Origin of the sequence: Ralstonia sp. UBA689 (genome assembly GCF_002298975.1) — a bacterium.
Taxonomy (GTDB): domain Bacteria; phylum Pseudomonadota; class Gammaproteobacteria; order Burkholderiales; family Burkholderiaceae; genus Ralstonia.
On the sequence record NZ_DBMV01000002.1, the window covers coordinates 1 to 25,792 of the forward strand.

At 66.3% G+C, this 25,792-nt stretch carries 23 protein-coding genes; 15 read left to right on the forward strand and 8 right to left on the reverse strand.

The genetic code is table 11. The features are described from left to right. Positions 1 to 76: 76 nt before the first annotated feature. Both B4F51_RS02290 and B4F51_RS02295 read right to left on the reverse strand, forming a co-directional pair. Positions 77 to 934: a CHAD domain-containing protein gene (locus tag B4F51_RS02290; protein WP_296223476.1), complete on the reverse strand. Its 858-nt coding sequence runs from the start codon at positions 932 to 934 to the stop codon at positions 77 to 79. A gap of 102 nt (positions 935 to 1,036) precedes the next feature. Next, entirely contained in the window at positions 1,037 to 1,801 is a 765-nt protein-coding gene (locus tag B4F51_RS02295) for a DeoR/GlpR family DNA-binding transcription regulator (protein ID WP_296223477.1), read from the reverse strand. A 154-nt stretch (positions 1,802 to 1,955) separates the two neighbouring features. On the opposite strand from B4F51_RS02295, the gene glpD reads away from it, so the two are divergent. The 8 genes from glpD to glpK all read left to right on the forward strand — a co-directional run bounded on the left by glpD (position 1,956) and on the right by glpK (position 11,494). Beyond that, positions 1,956 to 3,533 carry a glycerol-3-phosphate dehydrogenase gene (glpD, locus tag B4F51_RS02300; protein ID WP_296223478.1) on the forward strand — a complete coding sequence of 526 codons (1,578 nt, stop codon included), beginning with the start codon at positions 1,956 to 1,958 and terminating at the stop codon, positions 3,531 to 3,533. A 78-nt stretch (positions 3,534 to 3,611) separates the two neighbouring features. Continuing rightward, entirely contained in the window at positions 3,612 to 4,730 is a 1,119-nt protein-coding gene (locus tag B4F51_RS02305; RefSeq protein WP_296223479.1) for an ABC transporter ATP-binding protein, read from the forward strand. Next, positions 4,717 to 5,826: an ABC transporter ATP-binding protein gene (locus B4F51_RS02310; RefSeq protein ID WP_296223480.1), complete on the forward strand. Its 1,110-nt coding sequence runs from the start codon at positions 4,717 to 4,719 to the stop codon at positions 5,824 to 5,826. The genes B4F51_RS02305 and B4F51_RS02310 overlap by 14 nt, the downstream gene beginning before the upstream one ends. Next, positions 5,823 to 6,713 (forward strand): carbohydrate ABC transporter permease, encoded by an 891-nt coding sequence (locus B4F51_RS02315; protein WP_296223481.1) that lies wholly within the window; start codon positions 5,823 to 5,825, stop codon positions 6,711 to 6,713. Before B4F51_RS02310 ends, B4F51_RS02315 begins: the two co-directional genes overlap by 4 nt. After that, positions 6,706 to 7,539: a carbohydrate ABC transporter permease gene (locus tag B4F51_RS02320; protein ID WP_027680527.1), complete on the forward strand. Its 834-nt coding sequence runs from the start codon at positions 6,706 to 6,708 to the stop codon at positions 7,537 to 7,539. Before B4F51_RS02315 ends, B4F51_RS02320 begins: the two co-directional genes overlap by 8 nt. A gap of 144 nt (positions 7,540 to 7,683) precedes the next feature. Then, the gene (locus B4F51_RS02325) at positions 7,684 to 7,965 is read left to right on the forward strand and encodes a DUF2160 domain-containing protein (protein ID WP_296223482.1); all 282 of its coding nucleotides are present in this window, start codon (positions 7,684 to 7,686) and stop codon (positions 7,963 to 7,965) included. Positions 7,966 to 8,131: 166 nt separating this feature from the next. Then, a complete protein-coding gene (locus tag B4F51_RS02330) occupies positions 8,132 to 9,868 on the forward strand; it encodes an ABC transporter substrate-binding protein (RefSeq protein ID WP_024977476.1) in 1,737 nt (578 codons plus the stop codon). 129 nt (positions 9,869 to 9,997) lie between these two features. Continuing rightward, complete coding sequence (gene glpK, locus B4F51_RS02335) at positions 9,998 to 11,494, forward strand: glycerol kinase GlpK (protein WP_296223483.1); 1,497 nt, start codon at positions 9,998 to 10,000, stop codon at positions 11,492 to 11,494. A 76-nt stretch (positions 11,495 to 11,570) separates the two neighbouring features. Here the strand turns inward: glpK and B4F51_RS02340 are convergent, their stop codons facing one another. Further along, positions 11,571 to 11,951, reverse strand: a complete 381-nt coding sequence (locus tag B4F51_RS02340; protein ID WP_296223484.1) for a hypothetical protein — start codon at positions 11,949 to 11,951, stop codon at positions 11,571 to 11,573. A gap of 194 nt (positions 11,952 to 12,145) precedes the next feature. On the opposite strand from B4F51_RS02340, the gene B4F51_RS02345 reads away from it, so the two are divergent. After that, positions 12,146 to 12,772: a DUF1415 domain-containing protein gene (locus B4F51_RS02345; RefSeq protein ID WP_296223485.1), complete on the forward strand. Its 627-nt coding sequence runs from the start codon at positions 12,146 to 12,148 to the stop codon at positions 12,770 to 12,772. Between the two features lie 265 nt (positions 12,773 to 13,037). Here the strand turns inward: B4F51_RS02345 and B4F51_RS02350 are convergent, their stop codons facing one another. Then, positions 13,038 to 14,651 (reverse strand): glucan biosynthesis protein, encoded by a 1,614-nt coding sequence (locus B4F51_RS02350; protein ID WP_296223486.1) that lies wholly within the window; start codon positions 14,649 to 14,651, stop codon positions 13,038 to 13,040. Positions 14,652 to 14,865: 214 nt separating this feature from the next. Here B4F51_RS02350 and B4F51_RS02355 point away from each other — a divergent pair, with 214 nt between their 5' ends. From B4F51_RS02355 to B4F51_RS02365, 3 genes are read left to right on the forward strand one after another with little or no spacing between them, the layout of a single operon-like run. Next, entirely contained in the window at positions 14,866 to 16,125 is a 1,260-nt protein-coding gene (locus B4F51_RS02355; RefSeq protein WP_296223487.1) for an AGE family epimerase/isomerase, read from the forward strand. 8 nt (positions 16,126 to 16,133) lie between these two features. Continuing rightward, positions 16,134 to 17,435 (forward strand): MFS transporter, encoded by a 1,302-nt coding sequence (locus B4F51_RS02360; protein ID WP_296223488.1) that lies wholly within the window; start codon positions 16,134 to 16,136, stop codon positions 17,433 to 17,435. A 7-nt stretch (positions 17,436 to 17,442) separates the two neighbouring features. After that, positions 17,443 to 18,213, forward strand: a complete 771-nt coding sequence (locus tag B4F51_RS02365; RefSeq protein ID WP_296223489.1) for a GNAT family N-acetyltransferase — start codon at positions 17,443 to 17,445, stop codon at positions 18,211 to 18,213. A gap of 309 nt (positions 18,214 to 18,522) precedes the next feature. Here B4F51_RS02365 and B4F51_RS02370 read toward each other — a convergent pair whose 3' ends face one another. Beyond that, a complete protein-coding gene (locus tag B4F51_RS02370; RefSeq protein WP_296223490.1) occupies positions 18,523 to 19,698 on the reverse strand; it encodes an ABC transporter substrate-binding protein in 1,176 nt (391 codons plus the stop codon). A 208-nt stretch (positions 19,699 to 19,906) separates the two neighbouring features. Between B4F51_RS02370 and B4F51_RS02375 the strand changes: the two genes are divergently transcribed. Beyond that, positions 19,907 to 20,710, forward strand: a complete 804-nt coding sequence (locus tag B4F51_RS02375; protein ID WP_296223491.1) for an AraC family transcriptional regulator — start codon at positions 19,907 to 19,909, stop codon at positions 20,708 to 20,710. Positions 20,711 to 20,720: 10 nt separating this feature from the next. Here the strand turns inward: B4F51_RS02375 and B4F51_RS02380 are convergent, their stop codons facing one another. Beyond that, positions 20,721 to 22,019: an ATP-binding protein gene (locus B4F51_RS02380; RefSeq protein WP_296223492.1), complete on the reverse strand. Its 1,299-nt coding sequence runs from the start codon at positions 22,017 to 22,019 to the stop codon at positions 20,721 to 20,723. A gap of 3 nt (positions 22,020 to 22,022) precedes the next feature. Beyond that, a complete protein-coding gene (locus B4F51_RS02385; RefSeq protein ID WP_296223493.1) occupies positions 22,023 to 22,754 on the reverse strand; it encodes a response regulator in 732 nt (243 codons plus the stop codon). Positions 22,755 to 22,947: 193 nt separating this feature from the next. Here B4F51_RS02385 and B4F51_RS02390 point away from each other — a divergent pair, with 193 nt between their 5' ends. Beyond that, entirely contained in the window at positions 22,948 to 23,757 is an 810-nt protein-coding gene (locus B4F51_RS02390) for a MipA/OmpV family protein (protein WP_296223494.1), read from the forward strand. Position 23,758: 1 nt separating this feature from the next. Here B4F51_RS02390 and B4F51_RS02395 read toward each other — a convergent pair whose 3' ends face one another. Next, entirely contained in the window at positions 23,759 to 24,676 is a 918-nt protein-coding gene (locus B4F51_RS02395; protein WP_296223495.1) for a serine aminopeptidase domain-containing protein, read from the reverse strand. Between the two features lie 113 nt (positions 24,677 to 24,789). Here B4F51_RS02395 and B4F51_RS02400 point away from each other — a divergent pair, with 113 nt between their 5' ends. Beyond that, positions 24,790 to 25,716: a helix-turn-helix domain-containing protein gene (locus B4F51_RS02400; protein WP_414706658.1), complete on the forward strand. Its 927-nt coding sequence runs from the start codon at positions 24,790 to 24,792 to the stop codon at positions 25,714 to 25,716. Positions 25,717 to 25,792: the final 76 nt, after the last annotated feature.

The following is a 25,792-nucleotide window of genomic DNA, read 5'->3' on the forward strand; positions in this document are numbered from 1 at the left end:
GGGCGAATATTAGGCAGGTTTCTCGAACTGCGCAAGCCCTTTCTTTTTGTGGGGTCTTTTCTCCTCATTTTTCGATCTACGCAGCCCGATGGGAGCGAATCCAGCGCAACTCCCTGGCAGCGCACCCCCGGGCAGCGGTGGCGCGTATGTGAAACGCATTCACGATGGATGCCGGCGGCGCCTCGGGCGCCACGTCCTGAGCACGCGCAAGCGAGATATCTGCGTCATGCACTTCGCCCAGAGCCTCTTGCAGCTTGCGTAAGTGCATGTAGCGTCGCTTGGGCGCCGTGACGCCGAGCGCCGGGTAAAACGCCTCATAGAGATAGCGCCACTGCTTGGCGGCAATGCGCGCTCGGTGCAGACGCTCGGGTGGCGCCCGCTTTGGCCTACGCCCTCTCCGGAGAAGTACCTTCCTGAGCGCGGCAGCCCTTGCCAGGGCGAAGTCAGCGTATGGAACTGATTCGACATCGACCCGAAACTCGGCGACCGCCCGCTCTAGCCCTGTTAGCGCTTCCATCACCGCGGGCGATGCCAACTCTGCCCTCAGCGCGCGCCAGGCCCGACCGCGGGCCGCCCTCGCCCGGGACGTCGCCAGCTTGACCCACGCGTGAGCCTCATCGTCCGCCGGCAGGCTGGCTCCGGCTTTGGGCAGCCAGTCCAATAGAAGGACATCCCACTCCCGCACCGGACCGGTCGAGGCCGCCAGGTTGCGCAGACGCGGCTTCCATTCGGCCTCGAAGGATTTGGGTAGCACCTGGGCGAATGTCACCCAGGCCGAGCGAAGCCGCCGCAGGGTCACGCGAAACTGATGAAGATCCTCGTCAGTCGGCCTGGGCGCGGCCAACTTGCCCAGGACATCGCGCAAGGCGACGAGGTGCTCCAAGACGATGCCCGCAAAAATCGAACGAATCGCTGCATGTGAGTGCTTGCTCACGACATTTCCCGGGTGGATTGGTAGATGACGGAGATGGCGTGCGGGGTGCGCGCCCTGTCATTTCACTGTAGTCGACCGGCAAAAGACTGACGGCAGGTCAAATCAACCCGCTTCGCTGGCGACCACCACGTCGACTTCGGCAGCACGGAATACCTCCGCCATCGGCTCGGGCACCGGGAGATCGGTGAAGAACTTGTCGATCTGCGAGACATGGCCGAGGCGGACCACGGCGCGGCGGCCGAACTTGGAATGGTCGGCGGCGAGCCAGACCTCGCGCGACTGCTCGATGATGGCTTGCGCGACGCGCACCTCGCGGTAGTCGTAATCGAGCAGCGTGCCGTCTTCGTCAATGCTGGAGACGCCGATGATGCCGATGTCGACGCGAAACTGCTTCATGAAGTCGATGGTGGCTTCACCCACGATGCCGCGGTCGCGGTTGCGCACCAGGCCGCCGGCGACGATAACTTCCGTGTCCTGACTACCCGACAGGATGGAGGCGACGTTCAGGTTGTTGGTGATAACGCGCAGCCCCTTGCGGCCGACCAATGCCTTGGAGATCTCTTCGGTCGTCGTTCCAATATTGATGATCAGCGAGCGGCCGGGCTCGACGTGGCGCGCCACAACTTCGGCGATGCGGCGCTTGGCGTCGATGTGCAGGACCTGGCGCTGGTCGTAATCGATGTTCTCGACCGACGACGGCAAACCAACGCCGCCGTGGTAGCGCGCCAGCAGGCGTTCATCCTCAAGCTGGCGGATGTCGCGGCGGATGGTCTGGGTGGTGACGCCGAGCACGCGGGCAAGCGCATCGACGGAGGCATCGCCGTGCTGGCGGACGTATTCGAGGATCTGGCGGTGGCGGGGAAGCATTAAGTCAGCAAATGAACACAAACGAACATATGTGAGCGAATTAGGCGATTCCCTATGTTGCTTTATTTTCGCCTTTCACTACACTATCCGCGAACGCGTCACTATTCGCAAGAATTCGCAAAAAGATGGCGCGCAAATCAACAGATTCCAACTCATGCAACTCTCTGACGCGTCGCATCTGGACTGTGATCTGCTGGTGGTCGGAGGCGGCATCAACGGCGTGGGTATCGCGCGTGACGCTGTGGGCCGTGGCCTGTCGGTGGTCTTGTGTGAGAAGGACGACCTGGCCCAGCACACCTCTTCGGCCTCGACCAAGCTGATCCACGGCGGGCTGCGCTACCTCGAATATTACGAATTCGGCCTCGTGCGCAAGGCATTGCAGGAGCGCGAGGTGCTGCTGCGCATGGCACCGCACATCATGTGGCCGTTGCGCTTTGTGATGCCGCACGACGCGGCGCAGCGCCCGGCGTGGATGATCCGCGCGGGCCTCTTCTTATATGACCATCTGGCGCGTCGGCGTTTTCTCCCCGGGTCGCAGGCGGTCAAGCTGGCGCAACACCCGGCGGGCAAGCCGCTCAAGCCAGGTTACACGCGCGGCTTTGTCTATTCGGACGGCTGGGTGGACGACGCCCGCCTGGTAGTGCTCAACGCCCGCGACGCCGCCGACCGCGGCGCACAGATCCTCACCCGCACGCGCTGCCTGAACGCAGAACGCCGCGCCGACGGCTGGCATGCCTCGCTGACGGGGCCGGACGGCATCCGCTCGGTGCACGCCAAGGCTATCGTCAACGCAGCCGGCCCATGGGCGGCGGACTTCGCCCGCGCGGCGCACGCGCTGCCGAGCACGCGCGGCCTGCGCCTGATCAAGGGCAGCCATATCGTCGTGCGTCGGATGTTCGATCACCCGTTCGCTTATATCTTCCAGAACCCGGACGGGCGGATCGTATTTGCGATTCCGTACCAGAACGATTTCACGCTGATCGGCACGACCGACCTGGAATACAAGGGCGATGTGAATCAGGTCGCGATCGACTCAGGCGAAATCCAATACCTGTGCGACATGGCTGGCCGCTACTTCGCCCAGCAACTCACGCCGGCCGACGTGGTGTGGACGTACTCGGGGGTGCGCCCACTGCTGGACGACAGCGCCGCCAATGCCTCGGCCATCACGCGCGACTATCTGGTCGAATGCGAGACCGGCGCCGACAGCAAGAGCGCGCCGCTCATCAACGTGTGGGGCGGCAAGATCACGACCTACCGCAAGCTGGCCGAAGAGGCGCTGGATCAATTGGCCTCGTACCTGCCTGCCGCAGGCAAGCCGTCGTGGACAGCCGCCGCATCCTTGCCGGGCGGCGACCTGGAGGCGCCGGGGCAACTCGTCGCCGAATACACATTCGACGATTTTGTCGCGCGCCTGCAAAAACGTTTGCCCTGGCTGCCGACCAAGCTGGCGACGCGTTATGCGCACCAGTACGGCACGCGCGTGAACACGCTGCTGGCCGGCGCCACGCGCCTGGAAAACCTGGGCGCCGAGGTCACGCCAGGCCTGTATGAGGCGGAAATCCGTTACCTGATCGAACACGAATGGGCCCGCACGGCGCAGGACATCCTGTGGCGGCGGACCAAGCTGGGGCTCTACGCCAGCGATGCCGATCGCGACCGCCTGGAGGGTTGGCTGATGCGGCATCTGCCGGAGAACGATACCGCGCCGGCGGCAGAACGCGCCCCCTAAAGGTCAAGGCAGGCAACGCAAGGGGCCGGGGGCCCGAACACAGATCAAGAAGTAGAAGCAAAAAGACGGGAGACGCAATTGATTCTGGAACTGGACCAGGTTACGGCCATGGTCGGGGCGCAGACCCATCTGTACCCGACCAGCCTGCGGCTGGCGCCCGGCGCCATCAACGTGCTGCTCGGGCCCACGCAGGCCGGCAAAACCACGTTGATGCGCATCATGGCCGGGCTGGACCGGCCGACCACCGGCCGCGTACTGGTCGACGGCAAGGACGTGACGGGCGTCGGGGTACGCGATCGCAATCTGGCGATGGTGTACCAGCAATTCATCAACTACCCGGCGATGACGGTGTACGACAACATCGCCTCGCCGCTGCGCCTGCAGGGCACCAACAGGAGCGAGATCGACACGCGCGTGCGTGCCGTCGCCGCAAAGCTCCACATCGACCACCTGCTGCAGCGCCTGCCGGCCGAGCTGTCGGGCGGCCAGCAGCAGCGCTGCGCGCTGGCGCGGGCACTGGTCAAGCGCGCGCCGCTGGTGCTGCTCGACGAGCCGCTGGTCAACCTCGACTACAAGCTGCGCGAAGAACTGCGCGCGGAGTTGGCCTCGCTGTTCGCCGACGGCGGCACGACCGTGGTGTACGCCACCACCGAGCCGCAGGAAGCGCTGCTGCTGGGCGGCCACACCGTCGTCATGCATGAAGGACGCGTGCTGCAGTCCGGCCCGACGCTCGACATGTACGAAGTGCCGGTGTCGGTCAACGCGGCGGCCATCTTCAACGACCCGCCGATGAACGTGCTGGACGCCACCGTGGTTGAGGGCAACCAGATCCGCCTGCCGCAAGGCATCAACGTTGCATGGACGCGCCCGCTGCCGATGGCGGCCGGCACGCGCTGCCGCATCGGCCTGCGTCCGAGCCACATCCGCCTGTCGCCGCGCAACGCTAGCGCGGTTGCCCTGCCGGGCACGGTGGAGCTGGCCGAGTTGTCGGGTTCCGAAACGTATCTGCACGTGCGAGCGCATGCCGCCGGCCAGTCGAACAGCATCGGCCTTGTCGCGCAGTTGCCGGGCGTGCATGAGTTCGAACTGGGTGCTGCGCTGGACGTATTCGTCGATCCGGCCGAACTGTTCCTGTTCAATGACGCGGGCAAGCTGGTGAGCGCGCCCAAGCAGGGAGGCGCACATGGCGCGCATTGAATTCCGCAACCTGGGGCACAGCTACCGCCCCAACCCGCAAGCGCTGTCGGACTACGCGCTGCAGCCGATGAACATGACCTGGCGCGATGGCGGTGCCTATGCGCTGCTGGGGCCGTCGGGCTGCGGCAAGTCCACGCTTCTGAACATCATCTCGGGCCTGCTGACGCCGTCCGAAGGCCAGGTGCTGTTCGATGGACAGGACGTCACGCACGCCAGCCCGCGCGAGCGCAACATCGCGCAGGTGTTCCAGTTCCCGGTCATCTACGACACGATGACCGTGTTCGACAACCTCGCCTTCCCGCTGCGCAATCGCAAGACGCCGGAAGCCGAGGTGAAGAAGCGCGTGGAAGAAGTGGCCGAGATTCTGGAGCTGCAGCACGCGCTCAAGCGCCGCGCCTCGGGCCTGGCGGCCGACGCCAAGCAGAAGATTTCGCTGGGCCGTGGCCTGGTGCGCAAAGACGTGGCGGCCATCCTGTTCGACGAGCCGCTCACCGTCATCGATCCGCACCTGAAGTGGCAACTGCGTCGCCAGCTCAAGAAGATTCATCAGCAGCTCAAGCTCACGCTGATCTACGTGACGCACGACCAAGTGGAGGCCCTGACCTTTGCCGACGAAGTGGTGGTCATGACCGAAGGCAAGGTGGTGCAGCAAGGCGGCCCGGAAGCGCTGTTCGAACGGCCGGACCACACCTTCGTCGGCTACTTCATCGGCAGCCCTGGCATGAACCTCTACCCAGTGACGGTGGATGGCGATGTGATCGCGCTGGGCGATCAGCGCTTGTCCGTGGGCCGCGACACGCTCTCCACGCTCAAGAACGCAAACGGTTCGCTCAAGCTCGGCATCCGTCCGGAATTCGTGCAACTGGCGGCGCCCGGCGAAGTGGGCACCGTGGCGGCCGACGTGCATCAGGTGCAGCAACTTGGCACCCACCAGTTGCTGACCGCCAGTTTGGGCGGCAACGGCGACGGCAGCATCGGCCTGCCCATCAAGGCCAAGCTGCCCAACGAGGTGGCCGTGAGCGATTCGCGCGTGTGGCTGCGCCTGGACGCGCCGCAGACGCTGTACTACTGCAACGACGAGAGGATCGGCCGATGAACAAGCCGTTCAACAACAAGGCGTGGTTCCTGATCCTGCCGGTGTTCCTGTGCGTGGCGTTCTCCGCCATCCTGCCGCTGATGACGGTGGTCAATTACTCGGTGCAGGACATCATCAGCCCCGAGCAGCACGTCTTTGTGGGCGTGGACTGGTTCCGCCAGATATTGCGCGACGGCGATCTGCAGGACGCCCTCACCCGCCAACTGATTTTCTCGCTGTGCGTGCTGGCGGTGGAGATTCCGCTGGGCATCGGCCTGGCGCTGTCGATGCCATCCAAGGGCTGGAAAGCCTCGGCCGCGCTGGTGGTGCTCGCCATGCCGCTGCTGATTCCCTGGAACGTGGTCGGCACGATCTGGCAGATCTTCGGGCGCTCCGATATCGGCCTGGCCGGCTACTGGCTCAACCAGATGGGCATCGATTACAACTACACGTCGCACTCGTTCGATGCGTGGATCACCGTGCTGATCATGGACGTGTGGCACTGGACGCCGCTGGTGGCGCTGCTGGCGTATGCCGGGCTGCGCTCGATCCCGGATGCGTTCTACCAGGCCGCGGAGATTGACGGCGCCAGCCGCCTCGCCGTGTTCCGCTATATCCAGCTGCCGAAGATGCGCGGCGTGCTGATGATCGGCGTGCTGCTGCGCTTCATGGACAGCTTCATGATCTACACCGAGCCGTTCGTGCTGACCGGCGGCGGCCCCGGCAATGCCACGACGTTCCTGTCGCAGTACCTGACGCAAAAGGCGGTCGGCCAGTTCGACCTGGGCCCGGCGGCGGCATTCTCGATCGTGTACTTCCTCATCATCCTGCTGTTCTGCTTCGTCCTCTACAACTGGATGCAACGCATGGGCAGCGCCAGCACGGCCGTGGGAGACGACCATGCCTAAGCAGAACAACAACAACGAGCACAAGCGCAAGATCGCCCGGGCGATCACGCTGGCGGTGTATGTGGCGTTTGCCGTGCTGCCGCTGTACTGGATGTTGAGCATGTCGCTCAAGACCAACGAGGAGACGCTGGCCGGCTTCTCGATCTGGCCGAAGCTCGTCACGTTCGACAACTACAAGATCATCTTCACCGACCCGTCGTGGTACTGGGGTTACATCAACTCCATCATCTACGTGACGATGAACACGGTGCTCTCGACCGTGGTGGCGCTGCCGGCGGCCTACGCCTTCTCGCGCTACCGCTTCCTGGGCGACAAGCACATGTTCTTCTGGCTGCTGACGAACCGCATGACGCCGCCTGCGGTGTTCCTGCTGCCGTTCTTCCAGCTGTATTCGACGGTCGGGCTGATGGACACCCACCTCGGTGTGGCCCTGGCGCACATGCTGTTCAACGTGCCGCTGGCGGTGTGGATTCTCGAAGGCTTCATGTCGGGCATCCCGCGCGAGATTGACGAGACGGCCTACATCGACGGCTACAGCTTCCCCAAGTTCTTCCTGAAAATCTTCCTGCCGCTCATCAAGGCCGGTGTGGGCGTGACGGCATTCTTCTGCTTCATGTTCAGCTGGGTGGAGCTGCTTCTTGCGCGCACGCTCACCTCGGTCGATGCCAAACCCATCACCGCGGTCATGACGCGCACGGTATCGGCCTCGGGCATGGATTGGGGCGTGCTGGCCGCCGCCGGCGTGCTGACGATCATTCCGGGCGCGCTGGTGATCTGGTTTGTGCGGAACTACATCGCGAAGGGCTTCGCGATGGGCCGAGTGTAAACGCGATCAGGACGATTCTGACGGCCCGGCGCGGCCTTGCCGTACCACACGTACTGTCTGCGGCCGCGCCGAACCGTCAGAACCGCTGCGCTTCGCCCTGATCACGTTTCCACGAACGTGGGAACGAATGTTGGAGAAATGAACATGTTCAGCTGGATGGCCTGGACGCCCGAAGTGGCGATCTTCTTTGGCTGCATCGCCCTGATGCTGGCCAGCATGACGGTCTGGGAGGTGGTTCGGCCCACGGTGGAGCGCAAGGGGCTCCTGCCGATTGCCACCACACGCGGCGACCGCCTCTTCATCGGCCTGCTGACCGCGGCCTATATCAACCTGGCGTGGGTTGGGCTCACGTCGGAAGAGACCAGCGCCTGGGGCGGCTTCATCGCCTCGATGGTGGTGCTGCTGATCGTGATGTGGCGCGGCTGACGCGCCATCGGTGCATTTGAATTTGCAAGTCCGGAGGCATCAGCACGATGCTTCCACGCCCAAATCGACGTACGGGCACAGGCATTCCATCACGCTCCCCGCGTCGGAATGCCGGATGTTTTCGCTGCGGGGAGAACAACAAGCCAACAAGCACGAGGAGATACCGATGAAAACATCCTGGCGCATGACGCTTCAGATCAGTGCCATTGCACTGGCGAGCGCCCTGGCAGTCGGCGCAGCCCATGCCGGCGAAGCCGAAGCCAAGAAGTGGATCAGCAGCGAGTTCCAGCCCAGCACGCTGTCGCAAGACAAGCAGATGGCGGAAATGAAGTGGTTCATCGACGCCGCGGCCAAGCTCAAGGCCAAGGGCGTGACCGAGATCCACGTCGTGTCGGAAACGCTCGACACGCACGCGTATGAATCGAAGACGCTCGCCAAGGCCTTCGAAGAAATCACCGGCATCAAGGTCAAGCACGACATCATGCAGGAAGGCGATGTCGTCGAAAAACTGCAGACCTCGATGCAGTCGGGCAAGAGCATCTATGACGGCTGGATTTCCGACTCCGACCTGATCGGCACGCACTATCGCTACGGCGTGGTGATGCCTCTGTCGGACTACATGGCCGGCGAAGGCAAGGAATTCACCAACCCGGGCCTGGACCTGAAGGATTTCATCGGCACCAGCTTCACCACCGCGTCGGACGGCAAGCTGTATCAGCTGCCTGACCAGCAGTTCGCCAACCTGTACTGGTTCCGCGCCGACTGGTTCGCCCGCAAGGACCTGCAGGACAAGTTCAAGGCCAAGTACGGCTACGACCTGGGCGTGCCCGTCAACTGGACGGCCTATGAAGACATCGCCAACTTCTTCACGAACGACGTGAAGGAGCTGGACGGCAAGCGCGTCTACGGCCACATGGATTACGGCAAGAAGGATCCGTCGCTCGGCTGGCGCTTTACCGATGCGTGGCTGTCGATGGCCGGCTCCGCCGACAAGGGCATCCCGAACGGCCTGCCGGTCGACGAATGGGGCATCCGCGTGGAAGGCTGTGCCCCGGTGGGCGCCTCGATGTCGCGCGGTGGTGCCACCAACAGCCCGGCCGCGGTGTACGCCCTCACCAAGTACATCGACTGGATGAAGAAGTACGCACCGCCCGAAGCCACCGGCATGACCTTCAACGAAGCCGGCCCGGTGCCCGCGCAAGGCCACATCGCCCAGCAGGTGTTCTGGTACAGCGCCTTCACCGCGCCGATGACCAAGCCGGGCCCGGTCGTCAACGCCGATGGCTCGCCCAAGTGGCGCATGGCGCCGTCGCCGCACGGCCCGTACTGGAAGGACGGCATGCAGAACGGCTACCAGGACGTCGGCTCGTGGACGTTCTTCAAGTCCACCCCGTTCGAGCGCCGCTCCGCCGCCTGGCTGTACGCGCAGTTCGTCACGTCGAAGACCGTGTCGCTCAAGAAGTCGATCACCGGCCTCACGTTCATCCGTGACTCCGATATCCACAGCGACTACTTCACCAAGAACGCGGCCAAGTACGGCGGCCTGATCGAGTTCTACCGCAGCCCGGCCCGCGTGGCCTGGACGCCGACCGGCAACAACGTGCCCGACTATCCGAAGCTGGCCCAGCTCTGGTGGAAGAACGTCGCCACGGCCGTCACGGGCGAAAAGACCCCGCAAGGCGCGATGGACAACCTGGCCAAGGAAATGGACCAGGTGATGGGTCGCCTGCAGCGCGCCGGCATGAAGAACTGCGCGCCGAAGCTGAACCCGGAAAGCGATCCATCGAAGTGGCTGTCGACCGAACACGCCCCGTGGAAGAAGCTCGACAACGAGCGTCCGAAGGGTGAGACGGTGGCCTACGACAAGCTGCTCGCAGCCTGGAAGGCCGGCAAGGTGCGCTGATCTAGCGCAGCCCGCAGGGCGCCGGTCTTTGACGACGGCCACCTGCGGGCTACCATGCTTGTTTCCGTTTCATCCACTGTCGGGCAGGGAGCACCATGACCTGGCCCGACAGTCATCAGACTCCGCCTTATGGAATACCTCCTCGCGCTCGACCAGGGCACATCCAGCTCACGCGCCATCGTCTTCAACCGCGCCGGCCAGATCGTCGCCAGCGCCCAGCAGGAGTTTCCGCAACATTTTCCGCAGCCCGGCTGGGTCGAGCATGACCCGTTCGACATCTGGAACAGCCAGCTCGCCACCTGCCGCGCGGCACTCGAACAAGCGAAGCTCTCCGCCGCCGACATGGCGGCGCTTGGCATCACCAACCAGCGCGAAACCACGGTGGTGTGGGAACGCGCCACCGGCAAACCGATCTTCAACGCGATCGTCTGGCAGGACCGCCGCACGGAAGCCATCTGCGAGCGCCTGCGCGCCGAGGGCCTGGAAGACGAGGTGCGCAAGCGCACCGGGCTTGTCATCGACCCGTATTTTTCGGCCACCAAGCTGCGCTGGATTCTCGACCATGTGGATGGCGCCCGCGAGCGCGCTGCGCGTGGCGAACTCGCTTTCGGCACGGTCGATAGCTGGCTCGTGTGGCAGCTCACGCGCGGCCGCCTGCATGTGACCGATGTGTCGAACGCATCCCGCACGATGCTGTGGAACATCCACACCGGCGAGTGGGATGCCGACCTCATGCGCGCGCTCGACATCCACCCGAGCCTGTTGCCCGAGGTACATCCGTCCGCGTATCAATTTGGGCAGACCGACGCCGACTGGCTCGGTGCCTCGCTCACGATCGGCGGCATTGCCGGCGACCAGCAATCCGCCCTGTTCGGCCAGGCCTGCTTCAAGCCCGGCATGGCCAAGAACACCTACGGTACCGGCTGCTTCATGCTGCTCAACACGGGCGACAAGGCCGTCCAGTCGCACAACGGGCTGATCAGCACGGCGGCCTGTCAGAGCGGCCCGAAACGCAGCTACGCGCTCGAAGGCAGCGTGTTCGTGGGCGGGGCTGTGGTGCAGTGGCTGCGCGACGGCCTGCGCGCCATCCAGCGCTCGGCCGACGTGGAGGGCCTGGCCGCTTCGGTGCCCGACTCCGGCGGTGTGGTGTTCGTGCCGTCGTTCACCGGCCTGGGCGCACCGTACTGGGACCCGACCGCGCAGGGCGCCATCGTTGGCCTGTCACGCGGCACGACCATCGGCCATATCGCGCGGGCCGCGCTGGAATCCATCGCCTTCCAGAGCACGGCGCTCTTGCAGGCCATGACGCGCGACGCGGTCTCCGCCATCACGGAGCTGCGTGTCGACGGCGGTGCCTCGGCCAACAACCTGCTGCTGCAGTTCCAGGCGGATCTGCTCGGCATTCCGGTCGTGCGTCCGGAGATCATCGAGACCACCGCGTTGGGCGCGGCCTACCTGGCCGGCATTGCCACCGGCTTCTACCGGGGCGAAGACGAGGTCGCGCAGCAATGGCGTGCCTCGCGCACATTCCACCCCGTCATCAGCCGGGACGAAGCCCTGAGCCGCATGGCGCAATGGGAGATGGCCGTCGCGCAGGTGCGCCTGCCCACCACGCGCGGGCACTGAACGCCAACATACCGCGCACAAGACAAAGGCGACCCGAGGGTCGCCTTTCTGCTCTTCATGGAGCGCATGCGGCGGCTTACTTGCCTTCGCTGTCCGGCGCCTGGGTCATGCCGCCCTGTGTCGCCATGGCTTCCTTGCGCTTGACGCTGGCCTCCTTCTTCTCGGCCTTGCGGTTGGCTTTGGCGGCCTTCTTCTCGGCCTTATAGGTGGCCTTGGCGCCGGCCTTGCGCGCCTTGTACTCATCGTTCGCGGCCTTGTCGTCAATGCGCTTCTGCACCAGCGGGTCGGTCGACGACGCCGCGCGCGATTGTCCCTCCGGCGCGGCCTGCATAGTGCTGTTGGGTGGCGCAGCATCCGGAGCGGTCTGCGGTGCTGGGTTCATCTGGGCCAAGGCGGCCGACGCAGCGAGCGTGGCAGCCATGGCGAAAGCGGTCTTCAGTACACGCTGTCGAGTCATGGTTGGGCTCCTTCTCGGTTCGTTTCAGGGAATGGACTGACCACATAAGCGATGCGTACACCGCTTCCTTGTGATCGCAACGCGCCTCAAAGTCGCGCGTTGGTTGTCGCAGGTCACGACACCGTTGGTGCCGCAAGAAGCGCTCCCGAGCCATCGACTACACTGCGCGCTGGTTTCCCCCCCTTGCTTGCGCCGTGTCCGACCACACTCCCGATTTCGTCCTGCTCGATCCGCCCGCCGACGCCCTGCCGCTGAGCGAAGATGCCGCCGCCGACCACGTCGCGAGCGTGCAGCGCTGGCTAGAAGATGCCGTGATCGGCCTGAACCTGTGCCCATTCGCCAAGGCCGTGCACGTCAAGCGCCAGGTGCGCTACGCCGTCAGCCGCGCCACGATGGACGGCGACGTGCTCGACCATCTGCGTGCCGAAGCCGATCTGCTGCACGCCACCCCCGCCGCACAGATCGACACCACGCTGCTGATCGTTCCCGCGCTCGCCGATTTCTTCGACTTCCACACCCTCACCGAACGCGCCGAAGCCGTACTCGCCAAGGCCGGCTACGAAGGCGAGCTGCAACTGGCAAGCTTTCACCCCGATTTCGTCTTCGCCGATACCGACCCAGACGACATCGCCAATGCCACCAATCGCGCTCCCGTCCCGATCCTGCACCTGCTGCGCGAAGACAGCATCGCCCGAGCCGCAGCGGCAGTGCCCGACGCAGCGGACATCTACGAGCGAAATATCGCGACGATGGAAAAGCTCGGCCCCGAAGGCTGGGCAGAAATGGTCGAGAAGTTCAGCAAGACACCGCCCCACGACTGACCAAAAAACAGCGACGTTTTGGCCGTCCCCTGCCCTAGATGGCGCCTTGAATTTCTGTTGCAGAGAGGAAAAAGGAAGGGAAACTGTCTGAGCGCAGCGAGTTTTTCCCTTCCCCTCTCTGCGACAGAAATTCAAGGGATGGGTCGCCATCTCGGGCGCGCCTTTCTTTGCTTACTTTCTTTGGCAAGACAAAGAAAGTGAGTCAGCCCCGGCAGGGGATGAAACAAGGGATGCACCACCCGCATCAATCAAGCAAACCAAAGAATCAAACCGCCCGATCCCCCGGCGGCGTCCACTGATACATCCACGTCTCTGACAACAGCCGATCCCCCGACTGCAGCGTGAGCTGCAGCTCGATCGGCGCATTGCTGGCATCCGGCACCACGTCGAACATCGCCCGCACGCCATCGATGCTCGCCAGCGGCCGCGCCGAGACAATCTCCACGCGCCCGCGTGAGGTGCGGATGACGGGCTCCACCGTGGCGCCCGCCGTAGACCGGCCCAGCCGTGACAGCTCCCCGCCCGCAAAGTCGATCACGAAGCGCCAGGAAAAAACCTTGCGCGACTGCCCCACGATGCCGCCGATGCCCGTGCGCGTGGCTACCACGCGAGCCAGCGGCGAGGCCGCAGCGGGCTGTGCACCCCAGGTCAGCCGGTAGCCGAAGGCCAGTTCCTGCCCGGCGCGCGGCGCCACGGCCGGACGCCAGAAGGCGACGATGTTGTCGAAAGTCTCGTCGTTGGCGGACAGCTCAACCAGTTCGACCGCGCCCTCGCCCCAGCCGTGGGTGGGTTCGACCCACACGCTCGGGCGTTTCTCATAGAACACGCCGTCGTCCTGATAGTGATCGGGGTTGCGGTCGCGCTGGAGCAGGCCGAAGCCGCGCAGGTTGTCATCGGCAAAGCGTTGGCTGCGCAGCGCGGGCGGGTTGGCGAGCGGGCGCCAGATCCATTCGCCCGAGCCGCGCCAGATGGAGAGGCCGTCGGAATCATGGATCTCGGGCCGCCAGTCCGATGCGCGCCAGCGGCGGGCGGCGCTGCGACGATCACCGGCGCGGTCGGCGCGGTCGTTCTCGCCGTAGAGGAACATGCTGGTGAGCGGTGCGACACCCAGCCGCTCGATCGGCTTGCGCACGAAGAGCGTGGCCTGCACGTCCATCGCCAGCGTGTCGCCAGGGCGGATGTCGAAGCGATAGACACCCGCCACGCTGGGCGAATCGAGTAGCGCATAGACGCGCAGCGTGTCGGTGTCGGGCGCCGGGCGCAGCAGCCAGAACTCCGTGAAATCAGGAAACTCCTCGGCGCGCGACAGGCCGGTGTCGATCGCCAGCCCGCGCGCCGACATGCCGTACTGCCACTGCCCACCCACCGCGCGGAAATAGCTGGCACCCAGGAACGCAGCCACGTCGCGTGTCGGGTCGGCCCTGGTGGTCAGCCGAAAGCCGGCGAAGCCGAGATCGGCCGGCAGCGACTGGTGGTCCAACCCGCTTTTTCCATAGTCGAACATGGCGGGGTCGTAGGCGATCAGGCGCGCGTGGCCGTCCACGACCTCATGCATCCGCACGGGCGATTTGAAGAACAGGCCCAGGTGAAAGAACCGGGCCTCGAATGGCAGGTGCTGTCCAGCCCACAGGGCGTGGCCGGCACGGTAGGCGATGGATTGGTAATCGTCCCATCCCAGCTTGGCCAGCGGGCCGGGGAGCCGCCTGCTGCGTGGGTGGTACGGATGGGCCGCCAGCGCACGGGCGCGCGCCAGCAAGTCGGCTTCGTCAAACGGCTCGGGCACGCCCAGCATGCCCCGGGGTGCAGTGCCATGGGACAACCCAGGGGCCAGGGCGAGCAGCCCGGCGGCCAACTGCTTGAGCAGGTCGCGACGATGCATGGATCAGGGCGAAGCCGAAGTTCAGGCAGTGTCGCACAAACCCACGCCCAGGCAGTCTCCCGCAAGAAAGCTTTCATTGGACCCACAACCCTTTGGCACGGCCGGGATTGGTGCCAATCCGCGTGGCGCCCGCCCGGGAGTTGGAGCACAATCTAGGCCCCGTTGGTCCCGCCTGCCCCTGGGGCCGACGCCGGCCACGATCATCTCGGCACACATGTTTCCTACGTTCTCCACGTCTGCCCTGCCCGGCACGGCCGAACCGTCCACCGCGACTGCGGTGAGCGATTCAGCGGCCGCCCTGGAGGGGTTCGACCGCTATTACGACGACATCCTGCTGCCCATGTGGCTCGGCCCAGGCTGGAACGCACAGGCCGGCCTCTGCTATGAGGCGCTGATCGTCGAGAACGGTGCGCTGGTGCCAACCTCCACCTCGCGCTACCGGGCCATGGCCTGCGCCCGGCAACTGTATACATTTGCCCGCGCGACGCAGCTCTCGGCCCGCCATGGCGCGCTGTGCGCCGAGCGTGCCGCCGCGCTGTGCCATGCGCTGGACACGCGCTTTCGCGACACGATCCACGGCGGCTGGCTGTTCTCGATCGACAGCGCCCTGGCGCCGCAGGACACCACCAAGGATTTGTATACGCACGCGTTCGTGCTGTTCGCGGCCGCCCACTGGCTGGCGGTGAGCGACGACCCGCGCGCCAGCGCGCTGATGCACGACGCGCACGACGTGATCGCCCACCGCTTTGCACGTGTGGGTGCCCTGCCGCTACCGGTCGCCGCCATGAATGCCACGTTCACCGAGCGACTGGCCGGCGTCGCCCAAAACCCGGTGATGCATCTGACCGAGGCCTATCTGGCCGCCGCCGCGCTGGACGAGCCTCCTGCCTGGGCCGAAGCCGGCGTGCGCACGCTGGCCGAGGGCATCCTCGCGCGCTTCATCGACCCGGGCACCGGTAGCATCACCGAATTGCCGGTCGACGAAGCCAGCGCAGACAACCGCATCGAGCCCGGCCACCAGTTCGAATGGTTCTATCTGGTGCGCGCGCACGCCGACATGTTCTCGCGCTCCGAAGCCGGCCGCCATTTGGCCGACACGCTCGGCCGGGCCGTGGACGCGGCCTGCCGCCTGGGCGTGGATGCCGGCACCCAGGGCGTCTGCCTGTCGCTCGGCCTGGACGGCACGATGCGCGACGCCAGCCAGCGCATCTGGGCCCAGACCGAGTACGGCCGCGCGCTGGCCCTGTGCACCGAGACCCAGGGTGCGATGCTCGCGCGCATGCTGCCGACGTGGTTCGCGCGCTTCCTGCACGCGCACGGCTGGCACGAGGTGATCGACGCCGCCGGCCACCGCCTGCGCACCGACATGCCGTCGAGCACGCCGTACCACATCACCACTTTCTACGAGGCCGCCAGGGCGACGCGCAACACGGCGCCCGGCTCGGCTTTACGTTGTACCCAAGCTGTTGATTAAGACACACCGTGCATAGCCCCAACCCCAACGAATCCAAGGCCCGCGCCATCTTCCGGGTCGTCAGCGGCAACTTCCTGGAGATGTACGACTTCATGGTCTACGGCTACTACGCCAAGGCCATTGCCGATACCTTCTTCCCCGCAGGCAACGAGTTCCTCTCGCTGATGCTGTCGCTGGTGACGTTTGGCGCCGGCTTCCTGATGCGGCCGCTGGGCGCGATCTTCCTGGGCGCCTACATCGACCGCCACGGCCGCCGCACCGGCCTGATCCTGACGCTGGCGCTGATGGCGTGCGGCACGCTGCTGATCGCGCTGGTGCCGGGCTACGCCACCATCGGCCTGGCGGCGCCGCTGCTGGTGCTGGTCGGGCGGTTGCTGCAGGGCTTCTCGGCCGGTGTGGAGCTGGGCGGTGTGTCGGTCTACCTGGCGGAAATCGCCACCCCGGGCCGCAAGGGCTTCTTCGTAAGCTGGCAGTCGGGCAGCCAGCAGGTGGCGGTGATGTTTGCCGCACTGCTGGGTGTGATGCTGTCGCTCCTGCTGCCTGCCAATGAAATGAGCGCGTGGGGCTGGCGCGTGCCGTTCGTGGTCGGCTGCCTGATCGTGCCGTTCCTGTTCATCATCCGCCGCTCGCTGCAGGAGACGGAAGAATTCCAGAAGCGCAAGCACCGTCCGGACCTGGCCGCCGTATTCCGCTCGATGGGCCAGAACTGGCGCCTGGTTGGTGCAGGCACGCTGCTGGTGGTGATGACCACGGTGTCGTTCTACCTGATCACCGCCTACACGCCGACCTTCGGCAAGAGCGTGCTGCACCTGTCCGACATGGACAGCCTGATCGTCACGCTGTGCGTGGGGGCTTCCAATCTGTTCTGGCTGCCGGTGATGGGCGCGGTGTCCGACCGCGTCGGCCGCCGCCCGCTGCTGATCCTCTTTACGGTGCTGATGCTGGTGACCGCCTATCCGGCCATGGTGTGGCTGGTGAGCGAGCCGTCGTTCGGCCGCATGCTGGCGGTGCTGCTGTGGCTGTCGTTCCTGTACGGCAGCTATAACGGCGCGATGGTCGTCACGCTCACCGAGATCATGCCGCCGGAAGTGCGCACCACCGGCTTCTCGCTGGCGTACAGCTTGGCGACAGCCATTTTCGGCGGCTTCACCCCGGCAATTGCCACTTGGCTGATTCACACCACCGGCAACAAGGCGATGCCGGGCGTGTGGGTGTCGTTGGCGGCGCTGTGCGGGCTGATCGCCACGCTGGCGGTGGTCAAGCCGGCGGGCCGGCACGTGCACGGCACGGGCACGGCCTCCGCTGCCTGATCGCCCGATGCAGACCCCGGGCGGCATCAACGCGATCCTGACGATCGAGCATTGCGGCTTTGCCGCATTGCCGCCCGAGCACAACGTCGAAGACGGCCCCTGGATACTGCGCATGGCGGGAGGTCTGGCCAAACGGGCCAACTCCGCCAACCCGCGCGCACCCGGCGCCGAACTGGACGCGGCCCAGGTCGACCGCATCGAAACGTTCTATCGCGGGGCGGGCCTGGCGCCCATCGTGCGCATCACGCCATTGGCCGCCCCCTCCGCCGATGCCTTGCTCGCCGCCCGTGGCTACCGCAAGGCCGACAGCAGCCTGGTCATGACAGCACGGCTTGCGCCCACGCTTGCAGCCGCGCTGCCCGACGGCATCGCACTCAGCATCGACACGACGATTCCCGACACCTGGCACGACGCCTTCGCGCAATTCGACGGCCTCAGTGCGCATGGACGCGCTACACGCCGCGCCATGCTCGATGCGCTCGATCGTCCGCACGCGGCGATCACGCTGCGGGACACGGAAGAAACCATCGTGGGAATTGGCCTGGCGGTGCGCGACGGCACGCATGTGGGCCTGTTCGACGTGCGCGTCGCCAGCGCCGCGCGCGGGCGGGGCCTCGGTCGCGTGCTTACGACAGCCATGCTCGGCTGGGCACGCATGCACGGCAGCGCTCACGCTTATCTGCAGGTCGGCGCAGACAACGCGCCCGCCATCGGTCTGTACCGCTCGCTCGGCTTTGCCGACGCCTATCCCTACCACTATCGCGTCGCACGGGCCTGACGATCCGGCCCCGCACGTCGTGCTCAAAGCTTGACGTCCCGAGCGTCTAGCTCGACACGCCGAGAAAAAAGCCCCGCACTCCGAGTTCCGAGCTCGACACGCCGAGAAAAAGGCCTCGCACTCCGAGCTCCGAGCTCGACACGCCGAGAAAAAAACCCCGCACTCCGAGTTCCGAGCTCGACACGCCGAGAAAAAGGCCTCGCGCTCCGAGTTCCGAGCTCGACATGCCGAGAAAAAAGCCTCGCGCTCCGAGTTCCGAGCTCGGCATGCCGAGAAAAAAGCCTCGCGCTCCGAGTTCCGGACTCGGCCTTACTGAATCACCAGCCCGTTCGGTCCGACCACGCCCAGTTCTACGTAGTGGGAACCGGGGCGCGTGCGGTCGGCAAAGTCGACCACGAACCCGCCGCCCACATCGAAGTTGCGCAGGTTGATCAACTCGCGGCGCACCTGCTCGCGCGTGGGCTTGGGCCCGGCGCGGCGCACGGCTTCGGCCAGCACCTTGGCGGCGACGAAACCTTCCACGGCGCGGGACGACAACTCGACGTCCTTGGCACCCACGGCGGTGCGCGCGCGGTTGAACTCGCGAATGATGGGGTTCACGCTCTTGCCCGGGTTGGGCATCACCAGCGCCAGCGAATAACCACGCACGGCGTCGATCCCGGCCACCTTGAGCAGGATGCCGGGATCGATCGACGACAACCCCAGGAGCTGGGCACCGCCGCCGCGCGCACGGTATTGCTTGATGAACTGCGCGGCGGGTTCGGCGGTGGCGCCCAGGAAAACGGCCTGCACATCGGCGCCGAGCAGCTTGTCGACGGCCGGACCGACCGCCGCCGTATTGCGCGGATACGCAGCCGTGGCGGCAATCGGCAGCTTGTACGGTTTGAGCGTGCGCGCCACGCCGGCCAGCACCTCGCGGCCCAGCGCATCGTCCTGGTACAGCACGCCGATGCGCGTGATGCCGATGGTGACGAGCGCGCCAACCATCTTGTCCATCTCCTGCTGGTAGCTGGCCTTGATGGGAAACACCAGCGGATCGCCCGTCATGCTGGAGGCGCCCGTGGCGGGCCCGACCAGCGGCAGGTTCGCATCGGCCAGCACGCCGCTGCGCATGAGCGCTTCGACATTGGCGGTGCCCACCACGGTCAGCGCGGCGACGGGGTTGTCGATCTTGGCCATGTCGCGCACGTTGCGCAGGGTCTGCTCGACCTTCTGTTCGTCGTCGCGGGCCACCAGGCGGATGGTTTCGCCGTTGATGCCGCCGTCGAGATTGAGCCAGTCGAAATACAGCCGCGCCCCCGCATTGAGTGCGCGCCCCGTGGCCGCCTGCGAGCCGGTCAGCGGCAGCGACTGGATGATGCTGATGTCGGCGCGGGCGGCGGACGCCGCCAGCACCGTGCACAACGTGAGCGCGGCGGTCCACAGCCGGCCGAAGTGCACTCCCGCGCGTGCCCCCCGGCTGCGCGTGTGATTTCCCGTTTGCATTGCTTGCACCCTTCACCGCGCGCGCGTCGTGGGCGGCTGCGGCGTTTTGTCGAGACCACCTGGGCGGCCCACTTTGTCGTTTTCGTTCTGTTGCTTCGGTTGCGCCGTGCATAACCGGCGCGGTCGATAGCCTGCCACCGACACGTGGCTTCCACAAGTCTTGCAGGCCGTTTTACACTCGTCCGACCGCTTCTGTCGCAAACCTGCCATGCCGCAACGCCTGCTGCCCACCGACATCGAAGGCCGCACGCCGCCCTCTGCGGCGCACCCCGTGCGCCTGTACACGCGGCAGATGGAGGCCAACACGCGTTTTCCGCGCCACACCCATCCGTGGGCGCAGGTCGCCTACAGCCACAACAGCGTGCTGCGCGTACAGGCCGGCCGCACCGCCTGGGTGGTGCCGCCCTCGCGCGCCATCTGGATTCCGCCCGGCGTCGAGCACGAAGTGTGGGTGGTGGAGGCGGCCTTCCTGCGCACGCTGTACGCCGACCCGTCCGTGGTGACGGGCGCGCTGGCGCAATGCCGGGTGATGGAGGTCTCGCCCCTGCTGCGCGAGCTGATTGCCGCGATGGATGTGCGCCAGACACTGCCGCCCGCACGCGAGCAAGCCCTGGCCACGCTTATCCTCGATGAACTGCGCCGCAGCGCCCCCTTGCCGCTGGACCTGCCGATGCCCGCCGACAAGCGCCTGCGCGCCCTGTGCGAGCGCGTGATGGCCGACCCCGGCACAGCGCTCACCTTCGAAGCGCTCGCGCGCGACGTGGGCGCCAGCGAACGCACGCTGGCGCGGCGCTTCCGCGAAGAACTGGGGGTGAGCTTCTCGCAATGGCGCCAGCAGGCGGTGCTGGCCAGCGCCATTCCGATGATGTCTCAAGGGATGCCGCTTGCGCGCGTGGCGCACTTGCTCGGCTACAACAGCCAGAGCGCGTTCTCGGCGATGTTCCGCCGGGCGTTCGGACGCAGCCCGAGCACGTTCCTGCATCGCCCCCGAGCCGAGGGCGAATCCACCTGACGGTGCCCGTTCAAAGCGGCGGGATGGTCATGGCCGGCAGCAGCACCGCAAAGCGCGCCCCGCCCCCTGCCGAGGCGTCGAGCCGCACCTCGCCACCGTGCACGAGCGCGATGCGCCGCACGATGGCCAGCCCCAGGCCGAAGCCGCCGGTGTGGCGGTCGCGACTGGCGTCCAGGCGCAGGAAGGGTTCGAACACGCGCGCGCGGTCCGGCACGGCAATGCCGGGGCCGTCATCTTCCACCGTCAGGCATAGCGCACCGGCCGGGCCGGTCTCGGCGCGCAGGGTGATGGTGTTGCGCGCGTAGCGCGTGGCGTTGCGGATCAGGTTGAGCAGCGCGCGCGCCGCCAGGCGTGGGTCGCACACATGGTGCACGGGTGCGCCGTCTGCGTGCACGGTCAACGTAAGCTGGCGGTCGGCCACGTCGTTGGCGACGCTGGCCACCACGCTGTCGAGCCACTCGCCCACCACCACGCGCATCAGCACGAGATGCGTGGCGCCCTGCTCCAGGCGGCTCAGGGCCAGCAACTCGCTGACCAGATCGTCGAGCTCCCGCACGTCGCGGCGCAAAGACTCCAGGCGCAGGTTGCGCTGCGCCTCCGAGACCGGCGATTGCAGCAGCGCAATGCCGAACTCCAGCCGCGCGATGGGCGTCTTCAGTTCGTGCGAGATGCCGTTCATCATCTCGCGCTGGTGCTGAATCGAGCCCTGGATACGCTCGGCCATGTCATTGAACTGTCGCGCCAAGGCGTAGATGTTGGAGCGCCTGTGCAGGTTGGCGCGCGTGGACAACTTTCCAGCACCAAAGCCGCGTGCCGCCTCTTCCAGCGCCCGCAGGTCACGCCAGTGCAGCCAGACCCAGATCAGCAGCGGCACCAGCGTGGCGATGGCGATCAGCGCGTAGGCAATCAGCTGGATGCCGAGGTAATCCATGTCCTCGCTGTGGGCGTGCAGCACCTTGCCGTCACGCAGTGGCAGGTAGTAGTCCTTGCCGTTGGTCATCAGGACCAGCTTGTGGTCGGCCAAATCGCGCCGCTGCTGGGCGGTCAGGCCGGGCACGGTATCCGGATCGACAAAGTTGAACTGCTCCCACGCATTCTTGTTCAGCCGCGCGAGCGCCGCATCGCGATCGCCGCCGGGCGCGTGGCCGAGGTACTCCTGCAGGACGAAGGCGTAACCCTTGCGCACTTCGCGCTCGCCGTGCGTGAGGGTGTCGTGAAACAACCAGACGAATGACTTGTTGACACCAATCAGCGCCAGCGCCGCCGCCAGCACGACCATCGCGTAGAGCTTCAGCAATGACTTGAGCATGGCTCAGTCCTCCCAGGCCGACGGGCTGAACAGATAGCCGCGCCCCCAGATCGTCTTGATCTTGTGCGGCTCGGGCGAGGCATCGCCAAAGCGGCGGCGCAGGCGCGAGATGCCCGAGTCGACCGTGCGGTCCAGCCCATCGAACTCGATGCCGCGCAACTGCTTGAGGATGTCGTCGCGGCTGAGGACCGTGCCGGCGGCGCGCGCCAGGATCAGCAGCAGGTTGAACTCGGCCGTCTTCAGATCGACCGCCTGGCCGCGCCACGTGACGGCACGGTTGGGCGGCGAGATCACCAGCTCGCCGAAGACGAGCGTGTCGTCGCGCGGCACGGCCGGCTCGGAGGTCGACATGAGCGGCGCGGCGCGGCGCAGCAGCGCCCGGGCGCGCGCGACCAGCAGGCGCGGCTCGATGGGCTTGAGCACGTAGTCGTCGGCGCCGATCTCCAGGCCGGCCACCTGGTCGTAGGTGTCCACGCGCGCGGTGAGGATCAGCACCGGCACGCGCGAGAACGCGCGGATGCGCCGGCACACCTCCATGCCATCCATGTGCGGCAGCATCAGGTCGAGGATCACCAGCGCCGGCTGGTGCTCGCGCACGGCCGCCACGGCAATGTCACCACGGCGCACCACCTCCACCGCAAATTCGTAGTTGCCCAGGTATTCGCTGACGAGCTGCGCGAGACGGTCGTCGTCTTCGATCAGCAGCACCTTGGTCTTGAGCGGCCCCTCGTTCATCGCCCATGCCCCCGTTGTTCTTCTTGATGGGGCGCAGTGTACGGCGGCCGGCTTGCCAATGGATGGCACGAAGAAACTTGCAGACACTCGCGCACAATTGCGCACAACTTCCCGGCAATTTCCAGACAGACGTGCGTGCGGCGCCTCGCCAGACTGCGGGCTCTCTCTCATGAGGTCCCATCAGAGGTCTACCGTGCTCAATCGTCTCCCCCCGCGTCTCGCTCGCCGTTTCTCCATTCCGTACCTGGCCGTGCTCTCGAGCATGTGGCTGTCTCCGTCGTCGGTCCATGCCGATGAATCGTCGTACTCGCTGTCGCTCAACGTGGGCGCGGCACCGCGTTACCAGGGCAGCAAGCAATACACCGTCACCGGCGGCCCCGGCTTCCGGGCTGATTTCGGCAACGGCTGGTTCATCGACCCGCTGCAGGGCGGCGCGGGATATGCGATCCGCTTCCTGAACGGCATGTTTGCGTCGGCCGCGCTGTCGTACGACCCTGGCCGTTCCGACACCAACCGCTACGGCCGCCCCGGTTCGGACCACCTGAAAGGCATGGGCAGCGTGAAAGGCTCGCTGCTCGGCGTCTTCACGCTGGGCACCAAGATCGTGGGCGAGACCACGGCCAGCGCCACGCTGGAGGTGCCGCTGACCAACCGCGAACGCGGCTGGGCCGGCCACCTGGACCTGTCCGCACCGCTGGCCAGTTGGGGCAACGACCAGATCACCGTGAGCCCGAGCCTGCATTTCGGCTCGCGCAAGTACATGCAGACGTATTTCGGGGTGACAGCGCAGCAGTCGGCTGACAGCGGCTTCGCGCAATACACGGCCAACGGCGGCTTGCAGGCGGCGTCGCTGACGGTGGCGTGGACGCACACCTTCTCGCGCCACTGGGCGCTGCACACGGCGGTCGGCACCACGCGCCTCCTGGGCAAGGCGGCCAAGAGCCCGATCGTGCAGAACAAGCAGAGCTACTTTGGCGGCACGGGCATCGTCTATACGTTCTGAGTCACACGAGCGCGTCAAGCCACGCCACCGTCTCGCGCCACCACGGCGCCCCCGACGATGCCCGGAAGAAGCCCATGTGACCGACGCCTTTGCCCAGCGCCGCGCCCGCGACCTGCCGGCGCGTGAGGCGCGCGGCCGGGAACCGTGCTACCAGCGCGTCGATGGCGCTGGCCGGAGCCATCGGGTCGTCGTCGAAACCCCAGGCGAGCAGCGGCACGGCCAGCCTCGGGTAGCGGGAGACGTCCAGCCCCGCACCTCGTGCGAAGAGGTAGCCGGGCCGCCGTGCAAGGCGCGCCCAATCGCCCAGGACGGCGGCCGGAATCGACATCGGCCCCATGCCGACTGCGGCCAGCGGCAGCATGCCGCCGCGCACGCGCGCCACGGCCAATGGAATCCGTACACGCAGCAGCCAGGCAAGTTGCGGACGGCTGAGCAGCCCGCGCCACGGCCATAGCCGCGCATTTGCCAGCGACACGGCCACGTGCACCAGCGCATCGGCGTGCACGATGTGCGGCGCCAGCCCCGCGAGTTGTCCACCCGCACTGTGGCCGAGCACCACCAGCCGGCGCCCCGCGCAGCCTTCGGGGACGAGCGTGTCGTGCGCCCACTTGAGCACGGCGTCGATGTCCTGCCGGCCCCAGTCGGCAAAGCGCGGGGTGCCGGGGCCCGAGGCCAGCGCCTCGCCAATACCGCGATAGTCGAACGTCACCACACGCCAGCCGGCCAGGCACAGCGCGCGCGCAAACCCGCCGTAGAACTGGCGCGGCACGCCCAGCGCCGAGCAGATCAACACCGTGCCGTGCGCGCCCAGGCCGGGGCTGGTGACCGTCACGGGCAGCGTCCAGCCATCGGCGGTGCGTACATGGTCTTCACGGATGGGAAGGGCATCGGCGGGGTAGTCGATCGGTTCGCGCTGCATGGGGCACTCCGCTCGGGGCGTCAGGATGGAAGCAGTATCAGCAGCGGGCGGCTCGGTCACAATTACGCGACAGGTAATCGCCGCACCTACCCGACTCTGCTTCAATAGGTGACATGAACCCCGCCCAGCCCGCAGAAGCCCTCGCCATGCTAGATGAAGCCGATGCCGCCCAAGTGCCAGCCGAGCCACCTGAAGCGGCGCTCTCGCGCTTCCCGCAACTGCTGCGCTTCTGGCGCACCCGGCGCGGCACCAGCCAGCTCGCCCTGGCGCTGGCGGCGGGGGTGTCGCAGCGGCATGTGAGCTTTCTGGAATCGGCACGCGCCGCGCCCAGCCGCAACATGATCCTGCAACTGGCCGAAGAGCTGAACGTGCCGCTGCGCCATCGCAACCAGATGCTGCTGGCGGCCGGCTTTGCGCCCGCGTATCCGGAGCAGGGGCTGGCCACGCCGCCCCATGAGGGTTCGCCGATGATGCAGGCGGTGCGCCAGGCGGTGAAGCTGATCCTCGACAAGCAGGCGCCCTACCCGGCCATCGTGCTCGACCGCTTCTGGCACGTGCTCGACGCCAACGCTGCGCACCGGCGCCTGATGCGCTGGGCCATCGGAGACGACCGGGCCGAAGGCGCCCCCGGCGCCGTCAACATGATGAAACTGGTATTCGACCCGACCGCGCTGTGGCCCACGATCGCCAACCGCGACGAGGTCGGCCGATATCTCGCCCGGCGGGTGCGGCAGGAGTTGGCCTTGCATACCATCGACCCCGCCACGCAGCGCCTGCTCGCCGACATCCGCGCGCTGCAGCCGGTGCTGTTCGATGCCTCCGAAGCTTCAGCCACGCCATCGGCCCCGGCACAAAGCGCCAACGATCCGCCGCCCTTCCTGCCCGTCACACTGCAGCGCGACGGCGTGACGCTCTCGCTGTTCACCACGCTCACCACGCTGGGCACGCCGCGCGATGCAGGGCTGCAGGAAATGCGCATCGAGTGTTTCTATCCGGCGGACGAGGCCTCGCGGCGCGCGTTGGAGCGGATCACGTTGTAAGCCTTTCCGCATTGCAACGCGAATAATTCTCATTTATATTGACCGGTCGATTTGTCTCCCATCGGCGGCCGCCCGC